The organism is Enterobacter sp. RHBSTW-00318 (assembly GCF_014101375.1).
In the GTDB taxonomy this organism is placed as follows: Bacteria; Pseudomonadota; Gammaproteobacteria; order Enterobacterales; family Enterobacteriaceae; genus Enterobacter; species Enterobacter ludwigii.
In genome coordinates this window covers 3,314,540-3,339,550 of sequence record NZ_JABXQH010000001.1, presented here as the reverse complement: position 1 = coordinate 3,339,550, position 25,011 = coordinate 3,314,540, and the positions used below count along the sequence as shown (strand labels likewise).

26 protein-coding genes are annotated in these 25,011 nt (G+C 56.7%); 11 read left to right on the top strand and 15 right to left on the bottom strand.

All coding sequences use genetic code 11. The features are described from left to right. Window positions 1–12 precede the first annotated feature (12 nt). On the top strand, window positions 13–963 hold the full coding sequence (locus HV157_RS16440; RefSeq protein WP_182268726.1) for a LysR family transcriptional regulator: 951 nt from the start codon (window positions 13–15) through the stop codon (window positions 961–963). Here the strand turns inward: HV157_RS16440 and mdcH are convergent. The 8 genes from mdcH to mdcA form a co-directional block, all read right to left on the bottom strand. Next, the gene (gene mdcH / locus HV157_RS16435) at window positions 952–1,848 is read right to left on the bottom strand and encodes a malonate decarboxylase subunit epsilon (RefSeq protein WP_020884598.1); all 897 of its coding nucleotides are present in this window, start codon (window positions 1,846–1,848) and stop codon (window positions 952–954) included. The two genes, HV157_RS16440 and mdcH, sit on opposite strands and share 12 nt — an antisense overlap. Then, entirely contained in the window at window positions 1,848–2,465 is a 618-nt protein-coding gene (locus tag HV157_RS16430) for a malonate decarboxylase holo-ACP synthase (protein WP_047954759.1), read from the bottom strand. Before HV157_RS16430 ends, mdcH begins: the two co-directional genes overlap by 1 nt. A 2-nt stretch (window positions 2,466–2,467) precedes the next feature. After that, the gene (locus HV157_RS16425) at window positions 2,468–3,427 is read right to left on the bottom strand and encodes an AEC family transporter (RefSeq protein WP_014171919.1); all 960 of its coding nucleotides are present in this window, start codon (window positions 3,425–3,427) and stop codon (window positions 2,468–2,470) included. A gap of 122 nt (window positions 3,428–3,549) precedes the next feature. After that, the gene (gene mdcE / locus HV157_RS16420) at window positions 3,550–4,350 is read right to left on the bottom strand and encodes a biotin-independent malonate decarboxylase subunit gamma (RefSeq protein WP_032670503.1); all 801 of its coding nucleotides are present in this window, start codon (window positions 4,348–4,350) and stop codon (window positions 3,550–3,552) included. After that, window positions 4,350–5,183: a biotin-independent malonate decarboxylase subunit beta gene (locus HV157_RS16415; protein ID WP_014171921.1), complete on the bottom strand. Its 834-nt coding sequence runs from the start codon at window positions 5,181–5,183 to the stop codon at window positions 4,350–4,352. The genes mdcE and HV157_RS16415 overlap by 1 nt, the downstream gene beginning before the upstream one ends. Next, the gene (gene mdcC / locus HV157_RS16410) at window positions 5,176–5,475 is read right to left on the bottom strand and encodes a malonate decarboxylase acyl carrier protein (RefSeq protein WP_020884595.1); all 300 of its coding nucleotides are present in this window, start codon (window positions 5,473–5,475) and stop codon (window positions 5,176–5,178) included. The genes HV157_RS16415 and mdcC overlap by 8 nt, the downstream gene beginning before the upstream one ends. 9 nt (window positions 5,476–5,484) lie before the next feature. Continuing rightward, window positions 5,485–6,342: a triphosphoribosyl-dephospho-CoA synthase gene (locus HV157_RS16405; protein WP_020884594.1), complete on the bottom strand. Its 858-nt coding sequence runs from the start codon at window positions 6,340–6,342 to the stop codon at window positions 5,485–5,487. Next, window positions 6,342–7,997 (bottom strand): malonate decarboxylase subunit alpha, encoded by a 1,656-nt coding sequence (gene mdcA / locus HV157_RS16400; protein WP_014171924.1) that lies wholly within the window; start codon window positions 7,995–7,997, stop codon window positions 6,342–6,344. Before mdcA ends, HV157_RS16405 begins: the two co-directional genes overlap by 1 nt. Window positions 7,998–8,225: 228 nt before the next feature. Here mdcA and HV157_RS16395 point away from each other — a divergent pair, with 228 nt between their 5' ends. The 3 genes from HV157_RS16395 to HV157_RS16385 are packed head-to-tail and all read left to right on the top strand — an operon-like array spanning window position 8,226 to window position 10,363. Beyond that, the gene (locus HV157_RS16395; protein ID WP_014171925.1) at window positions 8,226–9,248 is read left to right on the top strand and encodes a hydrolase; all 1,023 of its coding nucleotides are present in this window, start codon (window positions 8,226–8,228) and stop codon (window positions 9,246–9,248) included. Beyond that, window positions 9,245–9,463, top strand: coding sequence for a YheU family protein (locus HV157_RS16390; RefSeq protein ID WP_003861664.1), 219 nt, complete (start codon window positions 9,245–9,247; stop codon window positions 9,461–9,463). Before HV157_RS16395 ends, HV157_RS16390 begins: the two co-directional genes overlap by 4 nt. A gap of 30 nt (window positions 9,464–9,493) precedes the next feature. Continuing rightward, a complete protein-coding gene (locus HV157_RS16385) occupies window positions 9,494–10,363 on the top strand; it encodes a phosphoribulokinase (RefSeq protein ID WP_014171927.1) in 870 nt (289 codons plus the stop codon). A 65-nt stretch (window positions 10,364–10,428) separates the two neighbouring features. Here HV157_RS16385 and HV157_RS16380 read toward each other — a convergent pair whose 3' ends face one another. Then, a complete protein-coding gene (locus tag HV157_RS16380; protein ID WP_025202873.1) occupies window positions 10,429–10,833 on the bottom strand; it encodes an OsmC family protein in 405 nt (134 codons plus the stop codon). A 311-nt stretch (window positions 10,834–11,144) separates the two neighbouring features. Between HV157_RS16380 and crp the strand changes: the two genes are divergently transcribed. Both crp and HV157_RS16370 read left to right on the top strand, forming a co-directional pair. Beyond that, window positions 11,145–11,777, top strand: a complete 633-nt coding sequence (crp, locus tag HV157_RS16375; RefSeq protein WP_000242758.1) for a cAMP-activated global transcriptional regulator CRP — start codon at window positions 11,145–11,147, stop codon at window positions 11,775–11,777. A gap of 57 nt (window positions 11,778–11,834) precedes the next feature. Beyond that, complete coding sequence (locus tag HV157_RS16370) at window positions 11,835–13,922, top strand: YccS/YhfK family putative transporter (RefSeq protein WP_020884592.1); 2,088 nt, start codon at window positions 11,835–11,837, stop codon at window positions 13,920–13,922. Here HV157_RS16370 and HV157_RS16365 read toward each other — a convergent pair. The 5 genes from HV157_RS16365 to ppiA form a co-directional block, all read right to left on the bottom strand. After that, on the bottom strand, window positions 13,919–15,139 hold the full coding sequence (locus HV157_RS16365) for an aspartate aminotransferase family protein (protein WP_182268725.1): 1,221 nt from the start codon (window positions 15,137–15,139) through the stop codon (window positions 13,919–13,921). The genes HV157_RS16370 and HV157_RS16365 overlap by 4 nt on opposite strands. 86 nt (window positions 15,140–15,225) lie before the next feature. Next, window positions 15,226–15,789, bottom strand: coding sequence for an aminodeoxychorismate synthase component 2 (gene pabA / locus HV157_RS16360; RefSeq protein ID WP_049023797.1), 564 nt, complete (start codon window positions 15,787–15,789; stop codon window positions 15,226–15,228). Between the two features lie 30 nt (window positions 15,790–15,819). Further along, window positions 15,820–16,422, bottom strand: coding sequence for a putative adenosine monophosphate-protein transferase Fic (locus tag HV157_RS16355; protein ID WP_025202869.1), 603 nt, complete (start codon window positions 16,420–16,422; stop codon window positions 15,820–15,822). After that, complete coding sequence (locus HV157_RS16350; protein ID WP_014171935.1) at window positions 16,412–16,579, bottom strand: YhfG family protein; 168 nt, start codon at window positions 16,577–16,579, stop codon at window positions 16,412–16,414. Before HV157_RS16350 ends, HV157_RS16355 begins: the two co-directional genes overlap by 11 nt. Window positions 16,580–16,686: 107 nt before the next feature. Beyond that, on the bottom strand, window positions 16,687–17,259 hold the full coding sequence (gene ppiA, locus HV157_RS16345; protein WP_182268724.1) for a peptidylprolyl isomerase A: 573 nt from the start codon (window positions 17,257–17,259) through the stop codon (window positions 16,687–16,689). A 278-nt stretch (window positions 17,260–17,537) separates the two neighbouring features. On the opposite strand from ppiA, the gene tsgA reads away from it, so the two are divergent. Then, window positions 17,538–18,722: an MFS transporter TsgA gene (gene tsgA, locus HV157_RS16340; RefSeq protein WP_020884588.1), complete on the top strand. Its 1,185-nt coding sequence runs from the start codon at window positions 17,538–17,540 to the stop codon at window positions 18,720–18,722. Between the two features lie 4 nt (window positions 18,723–18,726). Here the strand turns inward: tsgA and HV157_RS16335 are convergent, their stop codons facing one another. Then, window positions 18,727–20,043 (bottom strand): cytosine deaminase, encoded by a 1,317-nt coding sequence (locus HV157_RS16335; protein WP_032679098.1) that lies wholly within the window; start codon window positions 20,041–20,043, stop codon window positions 18,727–18,729. Window positions 20,044–20,283: 240 nt separating this feature from the next. On the opposite strand from HV157_RS16335, the gene nirB reads away from it, so the two are divergent. The 4 genes from nirB to HV157_RS16315 all read left to right on the top strand — a co-directional run bounded on the left by nirB (window position 20,284) and on the right by HV157_RS16315 (window position 24,976). Then, a complete protein-coding gene (gene nirB / locus HV157_RS16330; protein ID WP_182268723.1) occupies window positions 20,284–22,827 on the top strand; it encodes a nitrite reductase large subunit NirB in 2,544 nt (847 codons plus the stop codon). Beyond that, the gene (nirD, locus tag HV157_RS16325; RefSeq protein WP_020884585.1) at window positions 22,824–23,150 is read left to right on the top strand and encodes a nitrite reductase small subunit NirD; all 327 of its coding nucleotides are present in this window, start codon (window positions 22,824–22,826) and stop codon (window positions 23,148–23,150) included. The genes nirB and nirD overlap by 4 nt, the downstream gene beginning before the upstream one ends. 136 nt (window positions 23,151–23,286) lie before the next feature. Then, a complete protein-coding gene (gene cysG, locus HV157_RS16320; protein ID WP_047355664.1) occupies window positions 23,287–24,660 on the top strand; it encodes a siroheme synthase CysG in 1,374 nt (457 codons plus the stop codon). 145 nt (window positions 24,661–24,805) lie between these two features. Then, window positions 24,806–24,976, top strand: coding sequence for a YhfL family protein (locus HV157_RS16315; protein ID WP_020884583.1), 171 nt, complete (start codon window positions 24,806–24,808; stop codon window positions 24,974–24,976). The last annotated feature ends 35 nt before the right edge of the window (window positions 24,977–25,011 follow it).

Below are 25,011 nucleotides of genomic sequence, written 5' to 3'. Positions count from 1 at the left end.
CCCGGGAGGGTTATGAGTTTCGATATCACGAGCGACATTACATTTCGTAAACTCAGCATCTTCATGACCTTTATGGAGAAGGACAATATCGCCCGTACCGCCGAAGCGCTTGGCCTGAGCGGCGTTAGCGTGCACCGCGCGCTGCATACTCTCGAAGAAAATGTGCGCTGCCCGCTCTTTACGCACAAAGGTCGCAATCTCATTGCGCTGCCTTCAGCCTGGACGCTGCTGGAATATTGTCAGGAAGTGATGCAGGTAATGGCGCGCGGGCTGGAAGAAGCGCGCAAAACGGCCGGTGTTGGCCAGGGACGACTGCGCGTCGGCACGCTCTACTCGCTGACGCTGGAAACCGTGCCACGCCTGATTATGGGGATGAAACTGCGCCGTCCGGACCTGGAGATGGACCTGACGATGGGCTCTAACGAGACCCTGTTGCGTATGCTGGACGACGGTTTGCTCGACGCCATCCTCATCTCTATTTCCGAAAGCGATATCGACCGCAACAGTCTGGAAGTGCTCCCCCTGTTCCATGACGACATTTTTCTTGCCGCACCGGCCTCTGCCACGCTGAACACCAGCGGGCCTGCCGACTTACGTGATTACAAAGACCAGAAGTTTGTCGCGCTGTCGGAAGGGTTTGCCACCTACGCCGGGTTTCAGGAGGCGTTTCATATTGCCGGTTTCGAACCGGAAATCGTCACCCGCGTAAATGACATTTTCTCGATGCTGAGTCTGGTGCAGGCGGGCGTGGGCTTTACGCTCATGCCAGGCAGAATGAAGAAAGTGTATGAGAACTCAGTACAGCTACTGAAGCTGGCCCAGCCGTATCAGATGCAGCAGTTGATTGCCATTGTGTTTGCCCGCAACCGCGAGCAAGACCCCAGCCTGCGGGCACTGGCAGCCGAAGGGCGAATGTATGCCCGCAGTATCGCCATCGACCCTGCGCAGACCCTACCGCTGTAGCCGCTTAGCCAGGTGTACCGCCACGTCAACACCACTGCGCTCCAGCGAAACTGACTCCCCTTCCCAGGCCGCCTGACGCGTCAGGCAGGTCAGTACTCCGCCAGGTGGCATTTCAATCGCCAGCCGAGCTTCACGCTCGTTGGCAGAAATCACCGCTTCCTGCCAGCGCACCGTGCGCGCCATATTCATCGCCAGATCGTCCGCGATTTTCTCAGGCGTCCAGAGCACGCGTCCTGTGCTGCCGCTCAGGTAAGCACAGCGCGGGCGTGTGAGCGTGACGGATGTGAATGCCTCCACCAGCTTGTGCGCCGGCTCCGCCAACAGCTCGCAATGGGAAGGCACGCTGACGGTCAGCCGATGCGCCTTATTAGCCCCTTTTGCCAGCGCGCGTTTCGCCACCTGCGCCATCCCCTCATCGGTGCCGGCGATCACAATCTGCGTTTCCGCGTTCAGATTGGCGATATACGTTCCGGTGCCTTCCAGCAACGCTTCAACCTGAGGCAGGGTCAGACCCATTATCGCGGTCAGGCCATAACCGTGCGGATAGGCTTGCTCCATGAGATCGCCACGCAGCGCGACCAGCTTCAGCGCGTCGGCAAATTCCAGCGCACCGGCAATGACCGCGGCCGGATACGCGCCAATAGACAGACCGCTGACGATATCCGGTGCCACGCCGCGTTGTTCAAGCTCACGCGCCCAGGCAACACCGGCAATTAACAACGAAAGCTGAACGGCTCGCGTGTGGGTTAACGCTGCCGCGGTATCCAGCGTATCGACTTCGCCACCCAATACCTCGCGGGCCTGCTCCAGCGTCGTGCCAGGCAGGTTTTGCAGCATACCGACATGCTGGGTGCCCTGCCCTGGAAAGGTAAACAGTATTTTCATCACTCCTCCCTGTGCCACGGGTCCGCCACCAGGCGCGGCCCACGGCGGGTCTTCAGCAACGTTTTGCCGTCGCGCAGCCACTCCGTCAGCGCAAAGCCGCCTTCAGGGGTGTCGACCTGGGTGTCTGCCCGACATAACGCGCGGCTGAGCTGTGACGCCCAGACACGAAAAGCGTCAGCCGACAGAGGCTGAGGGGCTCGCACCAGCAGATCGAGATCGCTGTCGGCATGAATGACCGGGATACCGGTCGCCAGGGCGTAGCCCGTGCTGCCCGTAATTCCCCACGTCCACGGCCATGACTGCTGAGAAAGTTGCAACGCCACCTGAACCGGTGGCTGAGTCACAAACGGTGAACGCAGAAGATCGGCGGTCACGCTCAACGCCTCGGGTGAGACCACCCGCACGACGTTGTCTGGCTTCACCCAACCGGCCGCCCGCTGGTCGCGGCGTAAACCGCGTACGCCAACGGGAATACGGCCAGCATTATCAACATCACGCCGCACGACCACCGGTAAACCGGTATGCCATACCGCATCCACCCAGTCGTCAGTGATGCCTTCCAGCGCGTCACGCGCGTTAAGCCAGATGAGGTCGTGAGGGCGTAATGTTGTGGTCATAATTACATTCCTGAAGTCAGCGAGATAAACAGTGGCAGCGACAGGATACACAGTACCGAGCTTAACAGCAGCACCGCTTCCGCATCCGGAGACTGCACGCCAAAGCGGTTACCGAACACCACGCCGAAGAAACCGGCAGAGAGCGCAATCATCAGGATAGCGGTGATCGCCACGGAGCCGTGCAGACCGAAGATCAGAACGATACCCCAGGCAATCGCAGGCTGGATCAGCAGCTTGGCTACGGTTGAGGTAATCACCATGGTGTTGATCTGCAGCTTACGCGCAGAAAGGATCACCCCGGTCAGGAACAGCGCGGCAGCCGTTGCAGAAAGGCCCAGTGGCTTAATGGCGGCCAGAACAAGTTCAGGCATTTTGATGCCGATAGCAGACAAAATCACACCCAGCAGGGGACCCATCACAATCGGTTTTTTAATCGAACGCCACATCAGCACCGGCAGCATCGAGAGCGTTGAACCGGAGTTATTGCCTTCGGCACGCGCTTTTTCACGTTCCAGAATCAGCAGGCAGAACGGCGTCATCAGTACCGAACCACAGGCAATAGAGACCGCCACGGACAGTGAGGTTGAAGAGCTCTCACCCAGCACGCTGCCCAGAATCGGCAAGCCAAGCGCGGCATAGTTTGGCAGCGCAACCGTCAGCGTAAGCACGGCGGCATCCTGCGGGGATTTTTTAAAGACGCTGGTCGCGAGGAAGTAAATGGCCGCGTAGGTTATCCACATCGCCAGGGTCAGCACCAGAATCAGCGGTGACTGGGCTACGATGCCGGTCCACGGGGTTTGCACCGTAGCGCTGAACAGCGCGGCAGGCAAAGCAAAATCCATGACGAAGATATTAAGCAGGGAGACATTTTTGTTATCGACCATCTTTGCCTTACCGGCCCAGAATCCCAGCAGCATGATGACGAAAATCGGTGCAAGAGCATGAACAATTACGTAAGTCATAATTCACCTGTAGTAAAAAAGTTTAAGCACTGGCGCGATGATTATTATTTTCAGGATGCAGGTTCCCGCGCGGACGTAACGGTTACGTCCGCGGGGAGTGCATCTGGCAGGTCTCTTTTTACTTACCAGCTTGCCCGCATGCGTTCGCGTACGAGGGCAGAGCTGCGGCGATTGTCAGCACCGAGACGGTTTTTCAGGGTGTTGTCCTGACGAGCGTCATGGATGGCCTGTTGCAGCGTGGTTTTCACCTGCGTCAGATCGTTTTCAGAAGGGGCATCCGGGTTGCTGATGTCCAGCAGGTTGGAAAGCAGCCCCAGTGTGGCGTAGTTGCTGATGTCATAGGCCATTGGCGGGATCGTTGCCGCCAGTTTTTCCAGCGCATCCACGGTACGTAGCGTAATACGCGCCGCAGACTCTTTACCCATGGCATGGATCAGCACGCCTTTATCGTTAAAGGCAATCAGGCGGTTTGCCTGGTACCCGTGCGCCAGAAACGCGCCGGACATCGCTTTACCAACGATAAGCCCAATCACCGGATGGCCGGCCAGACGCGCGTTAGCATAGGCCGCCGCCGCGCCGGCCAACGCCTGGTGAATACCAAATGCCTCTTCACGACGGCCATAGGCCTGGCTTGGCACGTCAATCACCGCCACGATCGGGCGCTTCACGGCGCTGTTGGCATCGGCGGCAACGGTTTCGCTCACCACTTTCGCCAGCGTCCAGCCTTCCAGCAGACCGACTTCCCCTTTCGCCGCGCGCGGGAAGTGGTTGTTGGCATCCGGTACCACGGCAACAAAACGTACCGTTTCACCGTTAAGTTCACCATCGGCCGCCTGTACGGACGGGCATAAACCCTCCAGGCGTCTGGCGTTCGGCGCGAGTGTTTGCAGCCAGAGTTCGCCACGGCTTACTGAGTTAGTCATCATTTCACCTCCCGGGCAAAGAGCGCTTTAATCTGTTCGGCATCGGCCTGTTTGCGGGTGTCGAAATTCGTCAGACGGTTCAGGTAATCGTCATAGTTATCGGTGCGATGTTTCGCAGGCACGCCTTTGGCAATCGCGTCGTTCATCGCCGCTTTCACCGCATTCACGCCATCGCCAACCAGTGCATCTACCAGGCCGCTTTCATAGCGGACTTCGCCACCGGTCATGCTCCAGATAAACGGACGGTCGCGGGAGTCATACTCTTCAATCCCCGCTTCCTGCTCGATAACCTGAGGACCATTCAGACCGAGACGCGCTTCGCGGGTGACAATCAGGTAGCTGCACAGTGCAGCAGCGATAGACATCCCACCGAAGCAGCCCACGGTCCCGGCCACAATCCCGACCACCGGGGTGTAACGGCGCAGGTCAACAATTGCTGCATGAATATCGGCAATGGCCGCCAGGCCCAGGTTGGCTTCCTGCAGACGCACGCCGCCGGTTTCGAGACACAGTACCGCCTGCGTCGGGATCCCGTTGCGGTTATCTTCTGCCGCCAGCTCCAGCGCGGCCGCCATTTTGGCGCCGGACACTTCGCCCATGCTGCCGCCCTGGAACGCACCTTCGATCGCCACCACTACCGCAGGCTGACCGTTGAGGGTGCCTTTGGCGACCACCATGCCGTCATCGGCCTGAGGAACGATGCCCTGCGGCCCCAGCCACGGGGAGATAATGCCTTCAAAAGGATCCAGCAGTTCGCGATAGCTCCCGTCGTCCAGCAATGCCTGCGCACGCTGGCGAGCTTTTAATTCAATAAAACTCCGATCATCACGCATGGCTCACCCCTTCAAAAACCTGTTCGATACGAATGCGTGCCACCCCCGGCGTCGCGCCAAAGTCGTGGATCGTCAGTTTTCCTGCAGGCAGGCTGCTGACGGTGTGCAGGCGGTTGAACAACGCCTCCCAGCGACCGCGGCTGTTGTCGACGGACGTGGTGATATCAATGGTTAACGTCTGGCCCGGTTCGGCGGCAAACAGCACCTCCATATCCCCGGAACCAACAACCCCTGCGAGCGCTTTGCCGCTTAACGCGCGGCTCGCTGGCATGGTTAATGTGATTTTTTCCATAACATCCTCTTAATGCTTTGAATAAGGCGTTTCGATGCGATCGAGAAACAGCGTGGCGGCAAGCAGGTCGGCTGCTCCGCCCGGTGAGGCATTGAGTGCCAGCATGTGACGGTCTAATCTCGCCAGCGCCATCTGGCCTGCGGATGTCGCGCATCCTCCGGCGCTCAGCACCGCACGCGCACCGTTCTGCATGGCCTCCAGCCCCGCCATCCCGGCGCGCGACAGCACGCAGGTGTCGGTAAGCGACGTCATGATGGCCATCAGCGCATCGAGCCTTGCGTACGTTTCGCTGCTGCCGTTAAGACGGCTCAGACGAAGCTGCGGCAGAGCACGCTGCATCACGTGTGGAAATGCCTGCTGAGCCTCTTCACGTGCGCCCGGAACCCGGTAGCGGCGCGTGGCGCGTAGCCCTTTGCTGAACACTTTCGGTGCCGCGTCATCGGGCAGTTTCGCCAGCTGTGCCGCGGTATTCGCTACCGCCTGCGCGCTGGCATCGCCACCGAGCATCGCCACGGCACTGACCAGCAGCCCCAGCGCCCAAATCGCGCCGCGGTGGGTATTTACACCGTCGGTAGCCGCCATCATCTGCTGCTCACCTTCACGGCCGAGCCGCCCTATGGTTTGCCTGAGCGCAATATCCGCCGGACGCTGCCAGCTGTGTTGCGCCAGCGCCTGAAACGTGGGGGTCAGGCTGCGCGCGGAACGCTCCATCAACGCGAGCGACAGATCGTGGTGCGCGCCGTTCCCCCGACTGTCCACCAGACCGGGTTTCGGGCTTAACTGTGCTTCGTCAATCAGACACTGCGTGGCGGTTCGCGCCAGCCATTCGGCACCGCCTTCAACCTGAATCTGGGGCAGAAGTTTCATTACCAGCTCCGGAATTTCGCAGGTGGGTTGTAAAGACCGCCAGACCATTCAACCAGGTCTGACACGCTGCCTGCTGCCAGCAGAGAACGGGTGGCATCGGTGCGGCGAATCCCCATATCTTCCGGGTAAACCACTTTGCCGCTCTGGCGCAACTGCGCCACACGTTTGGCATCGACGCCCAGACCGATATCGGTGATCCCCGCGACGGCCGCAACCATCGCCCGGCGCTCTTCAAGACTTTCTGCGCGATAGAGGTAAGCAATCCCCTCTTCCGTCAGCACATGTGTCACGTCGTCGCCGTAGATCATGACCGGAGCCAGAGGCATCCCGGACGCTTTCGCAACGTCAACAGCATCGAGTTTTTCCACAAAGGTCGGTTTCACGCCTGCCTGGAAGGTTTCCACCATCTGGACGACGAGTTTTTTACCGCGCTGCATCGGATCAGGTTCGGTGATCATGTTCAGCCAGGCCGGGGTGGCATGACGACGACCATGCGGGTCATGGCCCATGTTTGGCGCACCGCCGAAACCAGAGAGACGACCACGGGTCACGGTTGAGGAGTTGGCATACCCGTCAACCTGCAGGGTTGACCCGATGAACATATCAACGGCGTACTGGCCTGCCAGCTGACAGAAAGCGCGGTTGGAACGCATAGAGCCGTCGGCACCGGTAAAGAAGATATCCGGACGTGCACGAATGTACTCTTCCATCCCCAGCTCACCGCCGAAGCAGTGCACGCTTTCCACCCAGCCGCTTTCAATCGCCGGGATCAGGGTTGGGTGCGGGTTAAGGGTCCAGTGTTTACAGATTTTGCCTTTCAGGCCGAGCTGTTCACCGTAGGTCGGCAGCAGCAGTTCAATCGCCGCGGTATTGAAACCAATCCCGTGGTTCAGGGATTGCACCTGATGTTCCGCATAAATGCCCTTAATGGCCATCATCGCCATCAGGATATGTTCCTGTTTGATGAGACGCGGGTCGCGGGTAAACAGCGGTTCGATAAAGAACGGTTTGTCGGCCACCACCACGAAGTCAATCCAGGAGCCGGGAATATCAACGCGCGGCAGGTCGCATTCGTCGTCCACCAGCTCATTCACCTGTGCGATGACAATGCCGTCATGGAATGCAGCCGCTTCCACCAGCGCGGGGGTATCTTCGGTGCTTGCGCCGGTATAAAGATTACCTTTTCGGTCCGCTTTAAAGCCGGCAATCAGCGCCACGTTTGGCGAGAGATCCACGTATAGACGTGAATAGAGTTCTATGTAGGTATGGATAGCGCCAATTTCGAGCTGACCATCTTCCAGCAGCTGCGAGATGCGCAGGCTCTGGGTACCGGAGAAGGAGAAGTCCAGCTTGCGGGCGATACCTTTCTCAAAGATATCCAGATGCTCGCTACGGCCCACGCTTGGCATAATCATGTGCAGGTCATGCACGATTTGCGGGTTCACTTCAGCCAGCGAGCGTGAAAGGAAATCGGCCTGCTTCTGGTTATTACCTTCCAGAACGACTTTGTCGCCAGGCGCGATCAGTTTTTCCAGCATGGCGACAAGATCGCCGGTTGGCAGTACCTTGCCCTGCACCGGTACGGAGGCCAGACGACGCGCTTTCTCGGTGCGTCGTGTGTTCCATTGCCGGGTGGGTGTTTGCCCAGATAACATTATTAACCTCCTGATTCAGCACATCATTCTGATTTGCTTAACGTTGAGTAAAGTGTGCGCTGTGGCGAGGAAGTCATCAATTAAGCGCAGGGCGGAATCATTAGCCTGAGAGTAATAATCAAGGTAAATATTTGTGATCGAGATCAGTTCATGTTTCGGAAAACCAGGCTAAACGGGGTACAATTCGGAAAGAACAGAAAATAACTGACAAGAATTAGCATCGCCGTTATGAGCCAAATCATCCCATCAGACTTCGATATCATCGCCGAAGACAGCACCGAGTTCGTGCCCATGCGCGGCGTGGCCAATTGCCATCTGCAGACCATGCTGCCGCGACTCATCCGCCGTAAGGTTCAGTTTACGCCGCACTGGCAACGGCTGGACTTACCGGACGGTGATTTTCTGGACCTGGCATGGAGCGAAGAGCCAGAACAGGCGCGCCATAAGCCGCGTCTGGTGGTCTTTCACGGTCTGGAAGGCAGTCTGCACAGCCCCTATGCACACGGGCTCATCCAGGCAGCCAAAGCGCGGGGCTGGCTCGGCGTGGTGATGCACTTTCGCGGCTGTAGCGGCGAACCGAATCGCCAGAAGCGCATCTATCACTCGGGTGAAACCGAAGACGGCACCTGGTTTTTACACTGGTTACGGGAAAACTTTGGTACCGTCCCGACAGCGGCCGTGGGCTACTCGCTGGGCGGCAATATGCTGGCCTGCCTGCTGGCAAAAGAGGGCGACACCGTGCCGCTGGATGCGGCCGTCATTGTCTCCGCGCCCTTTATGCTGGAGCAGTGCAGCTACCATATGGAGAAAGGCTTTTCCCGGGTCTATCAACGTTACCTGCTCAACCTGCTGAAAGCCAACGCGGCGCGCAAGTTGAAAGCCTATCCGGATACGCTGCCGGTGAGCCTGCGTCAGTTGAAAAAGGTCCGTCGCATCCGCGAATTCGACGATCTGATCACCGCCAAAATTCACGGTTTTGCCGATGCGATTGACTACTATCGTCAGTGCAGCGCCATGCCGCTGCTCAGCAAGATCACGCAACCGACGCTTATCATTCATGCCAAAGATGACCCGTTTATGGATCATCACTCTATCCCCGCGCAGGAATTTTTGCCTGCCAACGTTCACTACCAGCTGACAGAGCATGGTGGTCACGTGGGGTTCATCGGTGGAACGTTGCGCCGCCCGAAAATGTGGCTGGAGTCGCGTATTCCTGACTGGCTTACCCCTTATCTGGACGGTGCAAAATGATTATTCCGTGGCAGGATCTCTCCCCCGAAACGCTCGATAATCTGATTGAAAGCTTTGTCTTGCGCGAAGGTACCGATTATGGTGAACATGAACGTTCGCTTGAGCAAAAGGTCAACGATGTGAAGCGCCAGCTCAAAAGCGGCGACGTGGTGCTGGTATGGTCTGAACTGCATGAGACGGTCAATATCATGCCCCGCAACGCGTTTCATGGCTGATCTTTAAACCTTTCCAGTCAGGGAGTTGCTATGTCTGCCAGACATCCGGTTATTGCCGTTACGGGTTCGAGTGGTGCGGGAACCACCACGACCAGCCTCGCTTTTCGTAAGATTTTCGCCCAACTGAATCTCCGCGCGGCGGAGGTCGAAGGCGATAGCTTTCACCGCTACACGCGCCCGGAGATGGATATGGCTATCCGCAAGGCGCGCGATCTGGGTAAACACATCAGCTACTTCGGCCCGGAGGCCAATGACTTCGGCCTGCTGGAGCAAACCTTTCAGGAGTACGGCCAGAGCGGCAAGGGGCAGTCACGCAAATATCTGCACACCTACGATGAAGCCGTTCCCTGGAACCAGGTGCCAGGCACCTTTACCCCCTGGCAACCGCTGCCGGAACCGACCGACGTCCTGTTTTACGAAGGGTTGCACGGTGGCGTGGTGACGCCGCAGCATGACGTGGCGCGTCACGTGGATCTGCTGGTTGGCGTGGTGCCCATCGTGAACCTTGAGTGGATCCAGAAGCTGACGCGTGACATCAGCGAGCGCGGCCATTCACGCGAGGCGGTGATGGATTCCGTCGTGCGCTCCATGGAAGACTACATTACTTATCTGACGCCGCAGTTCTCCCGCACGCATATCAACTTCCAGCGCGTACCGACAGTGGACACCTCTAACCCGTTCGCGGCCAAAAGTATCCCGTCGCTGGATGAGAGCTTTGTGGTTATCCATTTCCGCAATCTCGACGGCATTGATTACCCCTGGCTGCTGGCGATGCTGCAGGGCTCGTTTATTTCGCACATGAATACGTTAGTGGTTCCGGGCGGAAAAATGGGGCTGGCAATGGAATTAATTATGATGCCGCTGGTGCAGCGGTTGATAGAAGGGAAGAAAATCGCCTGATGATTTCCCTCTCCGCGTGGGAGAGGGCTTCGGTGAGGGCATCAGGGTGAACGATGCCCCCAATATCAGGCGTCGATCACTTCATACGAATGCGTAATTTTTACCGCTTTCTCGAGCATTAAGGCGACCGAGCAGTATTTCTCCGCTGAAAGATCGACCGCGCGTGAGACCGCCGCGTCTTTCAGTTCTTTCCCGCTGACGATGAAATGCAGGTTAATGTGGGTAAACAGGCGTGGTGCCTCTTCGCGGCGTTCTGAGGTGAGTTTTACTTCGCAGTCGGTCACATCGTGACGGCCTTTTTGCAGGATCGACACCACGTCAATTGCGCTGCATCCACCTGCTGCCATCAGCACCATTTCCATTGGGCTTGGTGCTTTATCGCCGGAGTTACCATCCATCAAAATCTGGTGTCCTGAAGCGGACTCGCCCAGGAACGTTAAACCTTCAACCCATTTCACACGCGCTTGCATATTCACTCACTCCAACGTTGCATTTTTGGTGACAGATTACGCGTGCGTTACATTTCTCGCAATGGAAGGCGACCTGCGTCATGCTGAAGCGAGACACCAGGAGACACGCGGCGAAAGCTATGCTAAAACACTCAGGATGCTACAGTAATACATTGACGTTACACATGTATGCAGAGGACATCAAACTTTACTGGCTGCGAAACGTTACGATAGCCGACTTCCCAGGGTATGGGTAAGAATTCGATTGCAACCCCAGAGTCCGGATGCATCTTATGACTCTGGTGACAGCTTATAACAGAGGATAACAGCGCATGGTGCTTGGCAAACCGCAAACAGACCCGACTCTCGAATGGTTCTTGTCTCATTGCCACATTCATAAGTACCCATCGAAGAGCACGCTGATTCACCAGGGTGAAAAAGCGGAAACGTTGTATTACATCGTCAAAGGCTCGGTGGCAGTGCTGATCAAAGATGAAGAAGGGAAAGAGATGATCCTTTCTTATCTGAACCAGGGCGATTTCATCGGTGAACTGGGCCTGTTTGAAGAAGGCCAGGAACGTAGCGCCTGGGTTCGTGCAAAGACAGCATGTGAAGTGGCTGAAATTTCCTACAAGAAATTCCGTCAGTTGATTCAGGTTAACCCTGACATCCTGATGCGTCTTTCTTCACAGATGGCGCGCCGTCTGCAGGTGACATCTGAGAAAGTGGGTAACCTCGCCTTCCTGGACGTGACCGGCCGTATCGCTCAGACCCTGCTGAATCTGGCGAAACAACCCGATGCGATGACTCACCCTGATGGCATGCAAATTAAAATTACCCGTCAGGAAATCGGTCAGATTGTCGGTTGCTCCCGTGAAACAGTGGGCCGTATTCTGAAAATGCTGGAAGATCAGAACCTGATCTCCGCACACGGTAAAACCATTGTGGTTTACGGAACACGTTAATTCCGCTCAAACGGCGTGCCATCGCAAGGTGTCACGCCGTTTTTGTCTCTATTCCCCATGTGGCGCAGGCTGATTTATCACCCGGAAGTTAACTACGCACTGCGACAAACGCTGGTGTTGTGCCTTCCTGTGGCCGTGGGCCTGATTCTGGGCCATCTTCAGCAAGGTCTGCTCTTCTCTCTCGTTCCCGCCTGCTGCAACATTGCCGGTCTGGATACACCGCATAAGCGCTTTTTCAAACGGCTGATCGTGGGCGGCTCGCTGTTTGCGGGTTGTAGCCTCGCCGTGCAGCTTTTGCTGGCCCGCGATATCCCGCTGCCGCTGATCCTCACCGTCCTGGCGATGACCCTGGGCGTAACCGCTGAAATCAGCTCACTGCACGCGCGTTTGCTTCCCGCGTCGCTGATTGCCGCCATCTTCACGCTGAGCCTTGCGGGCAACATGCCGGTGTGGGAGCCGCTGCTGATCTACGCCCTCGGTACGCTGTGGTACGGGCTGTTTAACTGGTTTTGGTTCTGGCTGTGGCGGGAACAGCCGCTGCGGGAATCCCTGAGCCTGCTCTACGTGCAGCTGGCGGATTACTGTGAAGCCAAATACACCTTGCTCACCCAGCATACCGATCCAGAAAAATCACTGCCGCCGCTGCTGACACGTCAGCAAAAGGTGGTGGACCTGATAAGCCAGTGTTATCAGCAGCTGCATATGCTCGCCGCCAATAAGAACCACGAATATAAGCGGCTGCTGCGCGTCTTCCAGGTGGGGCTGGACTTACAGGAGCATATCTCCGTGAGCCTGCACCAGCCGCAGGAGGTGCAAAAACTGGTCGAGCGCAGCCATGCCGAAGCGGTGATCCGCTGGAACGCGCAAACCGTCTCCGCGCGCCTTCGGGTGCTGGCTGACGATATTCTGTATCACCGCTACCCCACGCGCTTTAACATGGACAAACAGCTCGGCGCGCTGGAGAAGATTGCCCGTCAGCATGAAGACAACCCGGTGGGTCAGTTTGCCGCCTGGCACTTCAGCCGTATCGCCCGCGTGTTACGAACCCAGCGTCCGCTTTATCCGCGCGACCTGATGGCCGACAAACAAAAACGCCTGCCGCTGCTGCCGGCGCTCAGAAGCTACCTCTCCCTTAAATCATCTGCCCTGCGCAACGCCGCGCGAATTAGCGTGATGCTGAGCATTGCCAGCCTGATGGGCATGGCGCTGCATCTGCCCAAACCGTACTGGATTTTAATGACCATCCTGTTTGTCACCCAGAACGGCTATGGCGCGACGCGGGTGCGCATTCTGCACCGGGCAGGCGGAACGATGGCGGGGCTGATCATTGCGGGCGTTACGCTGCACTTTCACGTGCCGGAAGGCTATACGCTGGCAGGGATGCTGGTGATCACGATGGTGAGCTACCTGATCATCCGCAAAAACTACGGCTGGGCGATGGTGGGCTTTACGGTAACGGCGGTGTATACCCTGCAGTTGCTCACGCTCAACGGCGAGCAGTTTATTATCGCCAGGCTGGTCGATACCCTGATTGGCTGCCTGATTGCCTTTGGCGGCATGGTCTGGCTGTGGCCTCAGTGGCAAAGCGGGCTGCTCAGACAGAACGCCCACGATGCGCTGGAGGCCGACCAGCAGGCCATTCGCCTGATCCTGAGTGACGACCCGCAGCCCTCCCCGCTGGCGTATCAGCGGATGAAGGTCAACCAGGCGCATAACGCCCTGTTTAACTCGCTGAATCAGGCAATGCAGGAGCCCGGCTTTAACTCGCACTATCTGGCGGACATGAAGCTCTGGGTGACGCACAGCCAGTTTATCGTTGAGCATATCAACGCCATGACCACGCTGGCGCGGGAACATACGATGCTGACGCCCGATCTGGCGCAGCGCTACCTGCAGTCGTGTGAGATTGCCCTGCAGCGGTGTCAGCAGCGACTCGAGTATGACGCGCCTGGCGAGTCAGGGGATTCGAACATTCTGGAGGCGCCAGAGACGCTCACCCACGGGCCAATGAGTACCCTGGAGCAGCATCTGCAGCGCGTTCTCGGGCATCTGAACACCATGCACACCATTTCGTCGGTAGCATGGCGTCAGCGCCCTCACCACGGGATATGGTTAACCCGTCGCTTAACGCGAACGGAGTCTTAAGCGTTTACGATCTTCGCGACCGCCACGGCAAAACGGTTTAACCCGTCTTCAATGTCCTGATTTTCGACCACCAGCGACGGCGCAAAGCGCATCACGTCCGGTCCGGCATTGAGCACCATCACCCCTTCATGGGCGGCGGCGTGCAGGAAATCGCGCGCGCGGCCTTTGTACTGTGGCTTCAGCTCCGCGCCGATCAGTAACCCCATCCCGCGGATCTCGCTGAAGACGTCATACTGGTCATCAATCTGCTGCAAATGCTTCACGAAAAGCTCACGCTTCGCGTTGACGCCGCTCAGAACCTCAGGGGTGTTGATAATGTCGAACGCGGCACCCGCGACGGCACTCGCCAGCGGGTTGCCGCCGTATGTGGAGCCGTGGGAACCCACGTGGAACGCGGAGGCAATCTCCTGCGTCGTTAATACCGCACTGACCGGGAAGCCGCCGCCGAGCGCTTTGGCGCTGGTCAGAATATCCGGCGTCACGCCGTAATGCATGTAGGCAAACAGGGAGCCGGTACGGCCCATCCCGCACTGCACTTCATCAAATACCAGCAGCGCCTGATGCTCATCGCACAGGTCGCGCAGCCCTTTCAGGAACTCAGGCGTGGCAGCCGTTACGCCGCCTTCTCCCTGGATCGGCTCCACCACCACCGCACAGGTGTGATCATCCATTACCGCTTTTACCGCATGGAGATCGTTAAACGGCACATGGATAATATCGGCCGGTTTTGGTCCAAAACCGTCGGAATACTTTGGCTGTCCGCCGACGGAAACGGTAAACAGCGAGCGACCGTGGAAGGCGTTGTGGAAAGCAATGATTTTGGTTTTGTACGGGCTGTGGCGCGTGGAGGCATAGTAGCGCGCCAGTTTGAAGGCGGTTTCGTTCGCTTCTGTACCGGAGTTCATAAACAGCACGCGTTCGGCGAAAGTCGCGCTGATTAACTTGCGGCCCAGACGCAGCGCCGGTTCGTTGGTAAAGACGTTGCTGGTATGCCACAGGGTTTCCCCCTGGGTTTTCAGTGCCTCCACCAGCGCAGGATGGCAATGACCCAGCGCCGTCACCGCAATCCCACCGGCGAAATCAACATACTCTTTCCCCTGCTGATCCCAGACTCGGCTGCCTTTCCCTTTTACCGGGATAAACTCAGCCGGTGCATAAATCGGCAGAATGACTTCATCGAATGTCGCGCGGGTAATTGCAGATTGTTCAGTTGCCATGTCATGACCATCCATTTTATGTCACAGTGATTGTGAAAATATAATCACAAAATATGCATAAAAAATCACAGCAAGGCAACCACTATTCAACGATTGAGGAAATTTGCCAGCAGCTGGTGTCCCTGCTCGCTGAGGATACTCTCCGGGTGGAATTGCACCCCTTCGAGGTCCCATTCACGATGCCGAATCCCCATGATCTCCCGGGTATCGCTCCAGGCGGTAACCTCAAAGCATTCCGGCAGCGTTGACGGGTCAATGACCAGCGAATGGTAGCGCGTCACGGTAAGCGGATTATTAAGCCCCGTAAACACGCCCGTGCCGGTATGGGTCACCGGCGCGGTTTTGCCATGCATCACTTTGGCGGCGCGCACAATGGTGGCACCAAACACCTGCCCAATGGCCTGGTGGCCCAGGCAGACGCCAAGAATGGGCAGCTTACCGGCGTAGTGACGAATGACATCCAGCGAAATGCCCGATTCCGACGGCGTGCAGGGCCCCGGCGAGATAACGATTTTCTGCGGGGCAAGCGCGTCGATTTCGGCCAGGCTGATGTCGTCGTTGCGGCGGACCACCACCTCTGCACCCAGTTCACAAAAATACTGGTAAAGGTTCCAGGTGAAGGAATCGTAGTTATCAATCAGCAGAATCATGGCGGCTCCAGAAAAACGTGCCGCCCTATTCTACTCAGTTTCCCGCGCTTCGCTCACTACTTTGGCAAAGATGGCGTTCAGGGCCGTTAAATCGCCCATTGCGCCGCTCTGGTTGGCCGCCGCCCATTTGCCCGGGTCGATATCTTTCCAGCTCAGCTGATAGCCTGCATGGATGGCGAGCTGTTCGAAGAAGATCCGCTGAGCGATACCGTTGCCAATCCGGAAGGGATGGAGCACGTTGATCTCACAGTAGTAGTGACTCAGGCGGGCCACAAACTCCTCTTTCTGCAGACCGTTGAGATACCCCTCTTCCTCGAGATCCTGCATCAGGACATTGCCCTCTTTCTCGATGTAGGCGAAGTGGCAGAAGCGGGTGTCGCCCTGATAAATATCGATTTCGCGGATATCGCCCGCCCAGTCAAAAATATCCTGATAAAGGTGGCGGTGGATTGCACAGAGATGCGGCAACCCCGGCGCCGACGGGCCTAAGCCGAGCGTCGCCACCCGCAGCGCGGTGATCTCATAGGATGCCTTTGCAAGACGGTCAGCCTGGCGGATATTCAGACGGTTACGCATCACATTCAGACCCGGGTAGAGATACGGGTCACGATCGTCACCGATTTTATCGCTCATAGTGCCTCCTGAGTTCTTCAAGACGGCTTTGCGCATCCTGGGCGTTTAGCGTAACGAGCGGGCTATCAACCCCCTCAAGGCGGCGGCTGGCCTGGAAATTACTGTTTCGCTGCTGCTCCCAGAGACGGGATTTTTGCTTATCGGTGAGTTTTTTCACTTAACGCCTCCCTGAAGATGTCCGTGTGCCACAAGTATAAGCAGCAAAACGCGCTTTCGCAGGGAGGGGAGCGAAACACGGGCGAGAAGCGCCCGTGTCAAAGAAGGTTACGGCAGAACTTTTGCAGAGAGGATCACAACCGGTTTCGTCGGCACATTCTGGTATGGGCCAACGTCATGGGACTGCACCTGAGAAATCTTGTCAGCCACATCCATCCCTTTCACCACTTTACCGAAGACCGCGTAACCGAAGTCGCGCTGACCGTGGTCGAGGAAGGCGTTATCCGCCACGTTGATAAAGAACTGGCTGGTGGCGCTGTCTTTATCTGCCGTACGCGCTATAGAGATGGTACCGCGGGTGTTGCGCAGGCCGTTATCCGCTTCATTTTTAATCGGTGCGTTAGGCTGCTTTTGCTGCATTTGCTCGTTAAAACCACCGCCCTGCACCATAAAGCCCGGGATCACACGGTGGAATGTGGTGCCGTTATAGAAACCGTTATTCACGTAGTCGAGGAAGTTTTTCACAGAAACCGGAGCTTTCTGGCTATTCAGTTCCAGCTCAATATTCCCGGCGGAGGTGGTCAGCAGAACGTGAGGGTCTCCTTTGGCTGCCAGCGCAGCAGGGGAAACGGCAGAAAGAGCAAACACAGCTGCGACAGCCGCCAGCGTTGATTTGAGCATGAGAATTCCTTAACAAAGCGCAGTATAAAAAGCGAATGGCTTGATTCTAAAGAGCAGTATGAACGGAGACCAGCCTTTTACCTAATTTTACGAAATTGAAACAGTTGTAACCACGCAAACGATTGGTTATGAAGCCTATTAATGTGATCTGAATCACATAAAAACCTGCAATAGTGTTCGAATTTCTCTTAAAAGATATGAATGGATCACTTTAATGTCTAAAATCTGCCCGCTCTCAGCGCCCCTCGGGCGCTTTTCTTTTCCTGAACAGGCCAGACATGACTAACAGCAATCGTATCAAGCTCACATGGATCAGCTTCTTCTCCTACGCCCTGACCGGCGCGTTGGTGATCGTCACCGGGATGGTGATGGGTAATATCGCAGACTACTTCCAGCTGCCCGTTTCCAGCATGAGTAACACCTTTACCTTCCTCAACGCCGGGATCCTGATCTCCATTTTCCTGAATGCCTGGCTGATGGAAATTGTTCCACTGAAAACGCAGCTGCGTTTTGGTTTCGTGCTGATGGTCGCCGCGGTAGCGGGTTTAATGGTGAGCCACAGCATCGCCCTGTTCTCTGCCGCCATGTTTGTGCTGGGTCTGGTGAGCGGTATTACGATGTCCATCGGTACGTTCCTGATTACCCATATGTATGAAGGTCGTCAGCGTGGCGCACGTCTGCTGTTTACCGACTCCTTCTTCAGCATGGCGGGGATGATTTTCCCGATGGTAGCGGCCGTTCTGCTGGCACGCAGCATTGAGTGGTACTGGGTTTATGCCTGTATCGGTCTGGTCTACGTGGCAATCTTTATTCTGACCTTCGGCTGTGAATTCCCGGTTCTGGGCAAAAAAGCGCAATCCACGGACGAGCCGGTCGCGAAAGAGAAATGGGGTATCGGCGTACTGTTCCTCTCCGTGGCCGCACTGTGCTATATCCTCGGTCAGCTGGGCTTTATCTCCTGGGTGCCGGAATACGCCAAAGGCCTGGGCATGAGCCTGAACGACGCGGGTAAACTGGTGAGCGATTTCTGGATGTCTTACATGTTCGGCATGTGGGCGTTTAGCTTCATCCTGCGCTTCTTCGACCTGCAGCGCATTCTGACCGTGCTGGCGGGCATGGCAACCGTGCTGATGTACCTGTTCATTAACGGTTCACCGGAGCATATGCCGTGGTTCATCCTGACCCTGGGCTTCTTCTCCAGCGCGATTTACACCTCTATCATTACGCTGGGCTCTCTGCAGACCAAAGTGGCGTCACCGAAACTGGTGAACTTCGTGCTGACCTGCGGCACCATCGGCACCATGTTGACCTTCGTGGTCACCGGCCCGATCGTCGCCCACAGCGGCCCACTGGCCGCGCTGCATACCGCTAACGGTTTGTACGCGGTGGTGTTTGTGATGTGCCTGGTTCTGGGCTTTGTGACCCGCCACCGCCAGCATAATACGGCAGCGGCGTCCCACTGATCCCCTACGCCCCTTTGCGCTCAGCGAAGGGGCTGTTTTTCGTGAAGATGTGCTCTTCCGCAACGTCGTCCATTTTGATCCACGTCTGCGCAAGCTGCGTCGTGGCAATCACTCGCCCCTCCCGAATCGACCAGCGCGCCGGCACCTGGCAGCGCACCGCCTCAAACCCGCTCTCCGCAGGCAGCACGATCAGGTTAGCCAGATTTCCCGTTTCGATACCGTAATCCGTCAGGCCGAAGGTTCGGGCGCTGTTGTGGGTTATCAGGTTCAAACCGTTGTCGATTTGCGAATACCCCATCATCTGACACACATGCAGCCCCATATGCAGTACCTGCAGCATATTGCCGGTGCCAAGCGGGTACCACGGGTCGAAGACATCATCATGCCCGAAACAGACGTTGATCCCCGCCTCCAGCAGCTCCTTCACTCGGGTAATCCCGCGTCGTTTGGGATAATCATCAAAGCGTCCCTGTAAATGGATATTCACCAGTGGATTGGCGACAAAGTTGATGCCTGACATCTTCAGCAGGCGGAAAAGCCGCGAGGTGTATGCCCCGTTATAGGAGTGCATCGCCGTGGTATGGCTGGCCGTGACCCGCGGGCCCATCCCTGATTCATAAGCCAGGGTGGCCACCGTTTCCAGAAATCGGGACTGCTCATCGTCAATTTCATCGCAGTGGATATCCAGCGGACGGTCATATTTCTTCGCCAGTTCAAAGGCAATGTGCAGCGATTGCACACCATACTCGCGGGTGAATTCAAAATGCGGGATTGCCCCGACCACATCGGCGCCCAGCTTCAACGCCTCCTCAAGCAGCGCCGCGCCGTCCGGGTAAGAAAGGATGCCTTCCTGCGGGAACGCCACGATTTGCAGCGTGATCCACGGCGCAACCTCCTGCTTCACCTCCAGCATGGCCTTCAGGGCGGTGAGCGTCGGGTCAGAGACGTCCACGTGGGTGCGCACAAACTGAATACCGTTGGCAATTTGCCCTTTCAGCGTCTTCCAGGCGCGCGCTTTTACATCTTCATGGCTAAGCAGTGCCTTACGCTCCGCCCAGCGCTCAATGCCTTCAAACAGCGTACCGGACTGGTTCCAGCTCGGCTCGCCTGCCGTCTGGGTGGTATCAAGGTGGATATGCGGTTCTATAAACGGGGGGATGGCAAGGCCGCCACGCGCGTTTAAGATTCTTACGTTTTCGTCTTCGGTATCGCCCATCGGCGTTATGCCACCAAAACGGCCCTGCTCAATGGCGATTTGCCACAGCCCTTCGCGACCCGGTAAGCGAACATTCTGAATAAGCCCAAGCGGTGTTGTAGACATGCCTTTCCCCTGAAAAACGCGGCTGATATTTGGGAGTACGCATTTTTGACAATGCGCCCCTTAATTTGTACACAAAATAGGCGACCTCGAAAAGCCAGCGATTTCCACAACTTATAAAAATCCTGACAAATCAGTCATATACCACCTAAGGAGTAGGCGAAGGCGTATTTGATTTGCATCAATAAGTGCCACTACTGAATCGTTAAGGTAGGCAGTAATAGAAAAGAAATCGAGGCAAAAATGAGCAAAGTCAGACTCGCTATCATCGGTAACGGCATGGTCGGCCACCGCTTTATTGAGGATCTTCTCGATAAAGCCGATGCTAACCAGTTCGATATTACCGTGTTCTGTGAAGAACCCCGCAAGGCGTACGACCGTGTGCACTTGTCTTCCTACTTCTCCCATCATACCGCTGAAGAGCTCTCTCTGGTGCGCGATGGTTTCTACGAGAAGCATGGCGTGAAAGTGCTGGTGGGCGAACGCGCTATCACCATCAACCGTCAGGAAAAAGTGATCCACTCCAGCGCCGGACGTACGGTTTTTTACGACAAGCTGATCATGGCGACTGGCTCGTACCCGTGGATCCCGCCGATCAAAGGCTCGGAAACGCAGGATTGCTTCGTTTATCGTACCATCGAAGATCTCAATGCGATCGAATCATGTGCCCGCCGCAGTAAACGTGGCGCCGTGGTCGGGGGGGGGCTGCTGGGTCTGGAAGCCGCCGGTGCGCTGAAAAACCTCGGTGTTGAAACCCACGTCATCGAATTTGCCCCGATGCTGATGGCAGAGCAGCTTGACCACATGGGTGGTGACCAGCTGCGCCGTAAAATCGAAAGCATGGGCGTGAAGGTTCATACCAGCAAAAATACCAAAGAGATTGTGCAGGAAGGCACCGAAGCGCGGAAAACCATGCGCTTTGCCGATGGCAGCGAACTGGAAGTGGACTTTATCGTCTTCTCTACCGGTATTCGCCCACGCGACAAGCTGGCCACCCAGTGCGGTCTGGCCGTCGCTCAGCGCGGCGGGATCATGATTAACGATACCTGCCAGACCTCCGACCCGGATATCTACGCCATCGGCGAATGCGCCAGCTGGAACAACCGCGTGTACGGTCTGGTCGCGCCTGGCTACAAAATGGCGCAGGTTGCCGTTGACCATATTCTCGGCAACCAGAACGCCTTCGAAGGGGCTGACCTGAGCGCCAAGCTGAAACTGCTGGGCGTAGACGTAGGCGGTATTGGCGATGCGCATGGCCGCACGCCGGGCGCACGCAGCTATGTTTACCTCGATGAAAGCAAAGAGGTGTACAAACGTCTTATCGTCAGTCAGGACAACAAAACCCTGCTCGGCGCGGTGCTGGTGGGCGATACCAGCGACTACGGTAACCTGCTTCAGCTGGTCTTGAACGCCATCGAACTGCCGGAAAACCCGGACGCGCTGATCCTTCCAGCGCATGCGTCCAGCGGTAAGCCGTCCATCGGCGTGGATAAACTGCCCGACAGCGCGCAGATTTGCTCCTGCTTCGATGTGACCAAAGGCATGCTGATTTCGGCCATCAATAAAGGCTGCCATACCGTCGCGGCCCTGAAGGCGGAAACCAAAGCCGGTACCGGCTGCGGTGGATGTATCCCGCTGGTCACACAGGTTCTGAACGCAGAACTGGCGAAACAGGGTATCGAAGTCAACAATAACCTGTGCGAGCATTTCGCTTACTCTCGCCAGGAGCTGTACCACCTGATCCGCGTGGAAGGCATCAAATCCTTCGACGAACTGCTGGCGAAACACGGCCAGGGTTATGGCTGTGAAGTGTGTAAACCGACCGTGGGTTCCCTGCTGGCCTCCTGCTGGAACGAGTACGTTCTCAAACCAGAACATACGCCGCTGCAGGATACCAACGATAACTTCCTGGCGAACATTCAGAAAGACGGGACTTACTCCGTCATCCCACGCTCCGCCGGTGGCGAAATCACCCCGGAAGGGCTGGTCGCCGTTGGCCGTATCGCGCGCGAATTTAACCTGTATACCAAAATCACCGGCTCTCAGCGTATCGGCCTGTTTGGTGCACAAAAAGATGACCTGCCTGAAATCTGGCGTCAGCTGATTGACGCGGGATTCGAAACCGGCCACGCCTACGCGAAAGCGCTGCGTATGGCAAAAACCTGTGTGGGCAGCACCTGGTGCCGCTACGGCGTAGGCGACAGCGTCGGCTTCGGTGTGGAGCTGGAGAACCGCTACAAAGGCATCCGTACACCGCACAAAATGAAGTTTGGCGTCTCCGGCTGTACCCGCGAATGTGCGGAAGCGCAGGGTAAAGATGTGGGTATCATCGCCACCGAGAAAGGCTGGAACCTGTACGTCTGTGGTAACGGCGGCATGAAACCACGCCATGCTGACCTGCTGGCTGCAGACCTCGACCGCGATACGCTGATTCAGTATCTCGACCGCTTTATGATGTTCTACATCCGTACCGCCGATAAGCTGACCCGTACCGCGTCCTGGCTCGATAACCTGGAAGGCGGCATCGAGTACCTGAAATCGGTCATCATTGACGACAAACTGGGCCTGAACGACCATCTGGAAGCGGAAATGACGCGCCTGCGCGAGGCGGTGATCTGCGAGTGGACTGAAACCGTCAACACCCCGGCGGCGCAGACTCGCTTCAGACACTTTATCAACAGCACCCAGCGCGACCCGAATGTGCAGGTTGTGGCAGAACGCGAGCAGCATCGTCCGGCGACACCTTATGAACGTATTCCGGTGACTCTGGTGGAGGAAAACTCATGAGCCAGTGGGTAAACATCTGCAACATTAACGACATTCTGCCTGCCACCGGGGTCTGTGCCCTGCTGGGTAACGAGCAGGTCGCGATATTCCGCCCTCGCCATGATGAACAGGTTTTTGCCATCAGCAATATCGACCCGTTCTTTGAGGCCAGCGTCCTGTCCCGGGGATTAATCGCAGAGCATCAGGGTGAACTCTGGGTTGCCAGCCCGTTGAAGAAACAGCGTTTTCGTTTACGCGACGGGTATTGCATGGAAGATGAGCATTATTCCGTGAAGCCCTACGATGTCCGCGTGAAGGACGGTAAGGTGCAGCTGAAAGGCTAATCTCTCGCCTTTTCAATATGAAAAGCTTATGACCCCTTATGGGTAACGGCAGGAAAAACCGTATGTTCTGTACGATTCCTGCTGTTATCCTGACCTCAATTTCTTACCCCCTCCTTGAATGCTGTGAGGTAATGTCGTGGACCACCTGCCGATTTTCTGTCAATTACGCCATCGCGACTGCCTGCTTGTAGGCGGCGGCGATGTGGCTGAACGCAAAGCGCGCTTGCTGTTAGAAGCAGGAGCCCGACTCACCGTTAACGCCCTGGCTTTTGCCCCGCAGTTTGAGGCCTGGGAAAAAGAAGGGATGCTCACGCTGGTGCAGGGGGGGTTTAATGAATCCCTGCTTGATACCTGCTGGCTGACCATTGCCGCCACGGATGACGATGAAGTGAATCAGCGCGTCAGCGACGCCTGTGAAGCGCGCCGCATCTTCTGTAACGTGGTGGATGCCCCGAAGGAGGCCAGCTTTATCATGCCGTCGATCATTGACCGTTCGCCGCTGATGATTGCGGTATCGTCCGGAGGCCGCTCTCCCGTTCTGGCCCGCCTGCTGCGGGAAAAACTGGAAGCCATCCTGCCGCAGCATCTTGGCCAGATTGCCCACTATGCCGGGCAGCTGCGTTCACGGGTTAAGCAAACCTTCGCGACCGTGGGCGAACGCCGTCGCTTCTGGGAAAAATTCTTTGTGAATGACAGGCTGGCCCAGTCGCTGGCGAATCAGGATCATAAAGCGGTGGAAGAGACGACGGCGCAGTTGCTCTGCGAGCCGCTGGATCATCGCGGTGAAGTGGTGCTGGTGGGTGCCGGCCCGGGCGATGCCGGTTTGCTGACGCTGAAAGGGCTGCAGCAGATCCAGCAGGCGGATATTGTGGTTTATGACCGTCTGGTCTCCGATGAAATAATGAACCTGGTCCGCCGCGATGCTGACCGCGTATTTGTCGGTAAACGTGCCGGGTACCACTGTGTGCCGCAGGAGGAGATTAACCAGATCCTGCTGCGCGAAGCGCAAAAAGGAAAACGCGTGGTGCGCCTCAAGGGTGGCGATCCGTTTATCTTTGGTCGCGGCGGTGAAGAGCTGGAAACGTTGTGCAACGCGGGCATTCCGTTTTCCGTGGTGCCGGGCATCACGGCAGCTTCCGGCTGCTCAGCTTACTCGGGCATTCCGCTAACCCACCGTGACTATGCCCAGAGCGTACGCCTGGTGACGGGGCACCTGAAAACCGGCAGTGAGCTGGACTGGCATAACCTGGCCGCCGAAAAACAGACGCTGGTGTTCTATATGGGGTTAAACCAGGCCGCGACCATTCAGGACAAACTGCTTGAGCACGGCATGGAAGAGGATATGTCCGTCGCGCTGGTGGAAAACGGCACGTCCATTAAGCAGCGCGTGGTGAACGGCGTGCTGACGCAGTTAGGTGAGCTGGCACAGCAGGTTGAAAGCCCGGCGCTGATTATTGTCGGACGCGTGGTAGAGCTGCGCGATAAACTGAACTGGTTCTCGAATCACTAACGCATATTCCCCCTTCCCGGAGTAGTCCTTATGCGGACTACTCCCCTCTTACCGCTCCCGATAACATACCGCCCGCGAAATGGAATTTTTCCATTTATTCCCTCACGTTAGATCCAATTTTCGTTTTTTCAGACAAGGAATGCGTATGTTTAAACTGGCAAAAGCCGCCGTTCTGGTAGGCATGTTATCGACTCTGACCGCCTGCACCGGTCACGTTCAAAATACCAAAAATAATTGCAGCTATGATTACCTGCTGCACCCGGCAATTTCCATTTCGAAGATCATCGGTGGCTGCGGCCCGGCCGCACAGCAGTAAGCGTTTTTCAGGCGTAAAAAAAACCGGGAATGTCC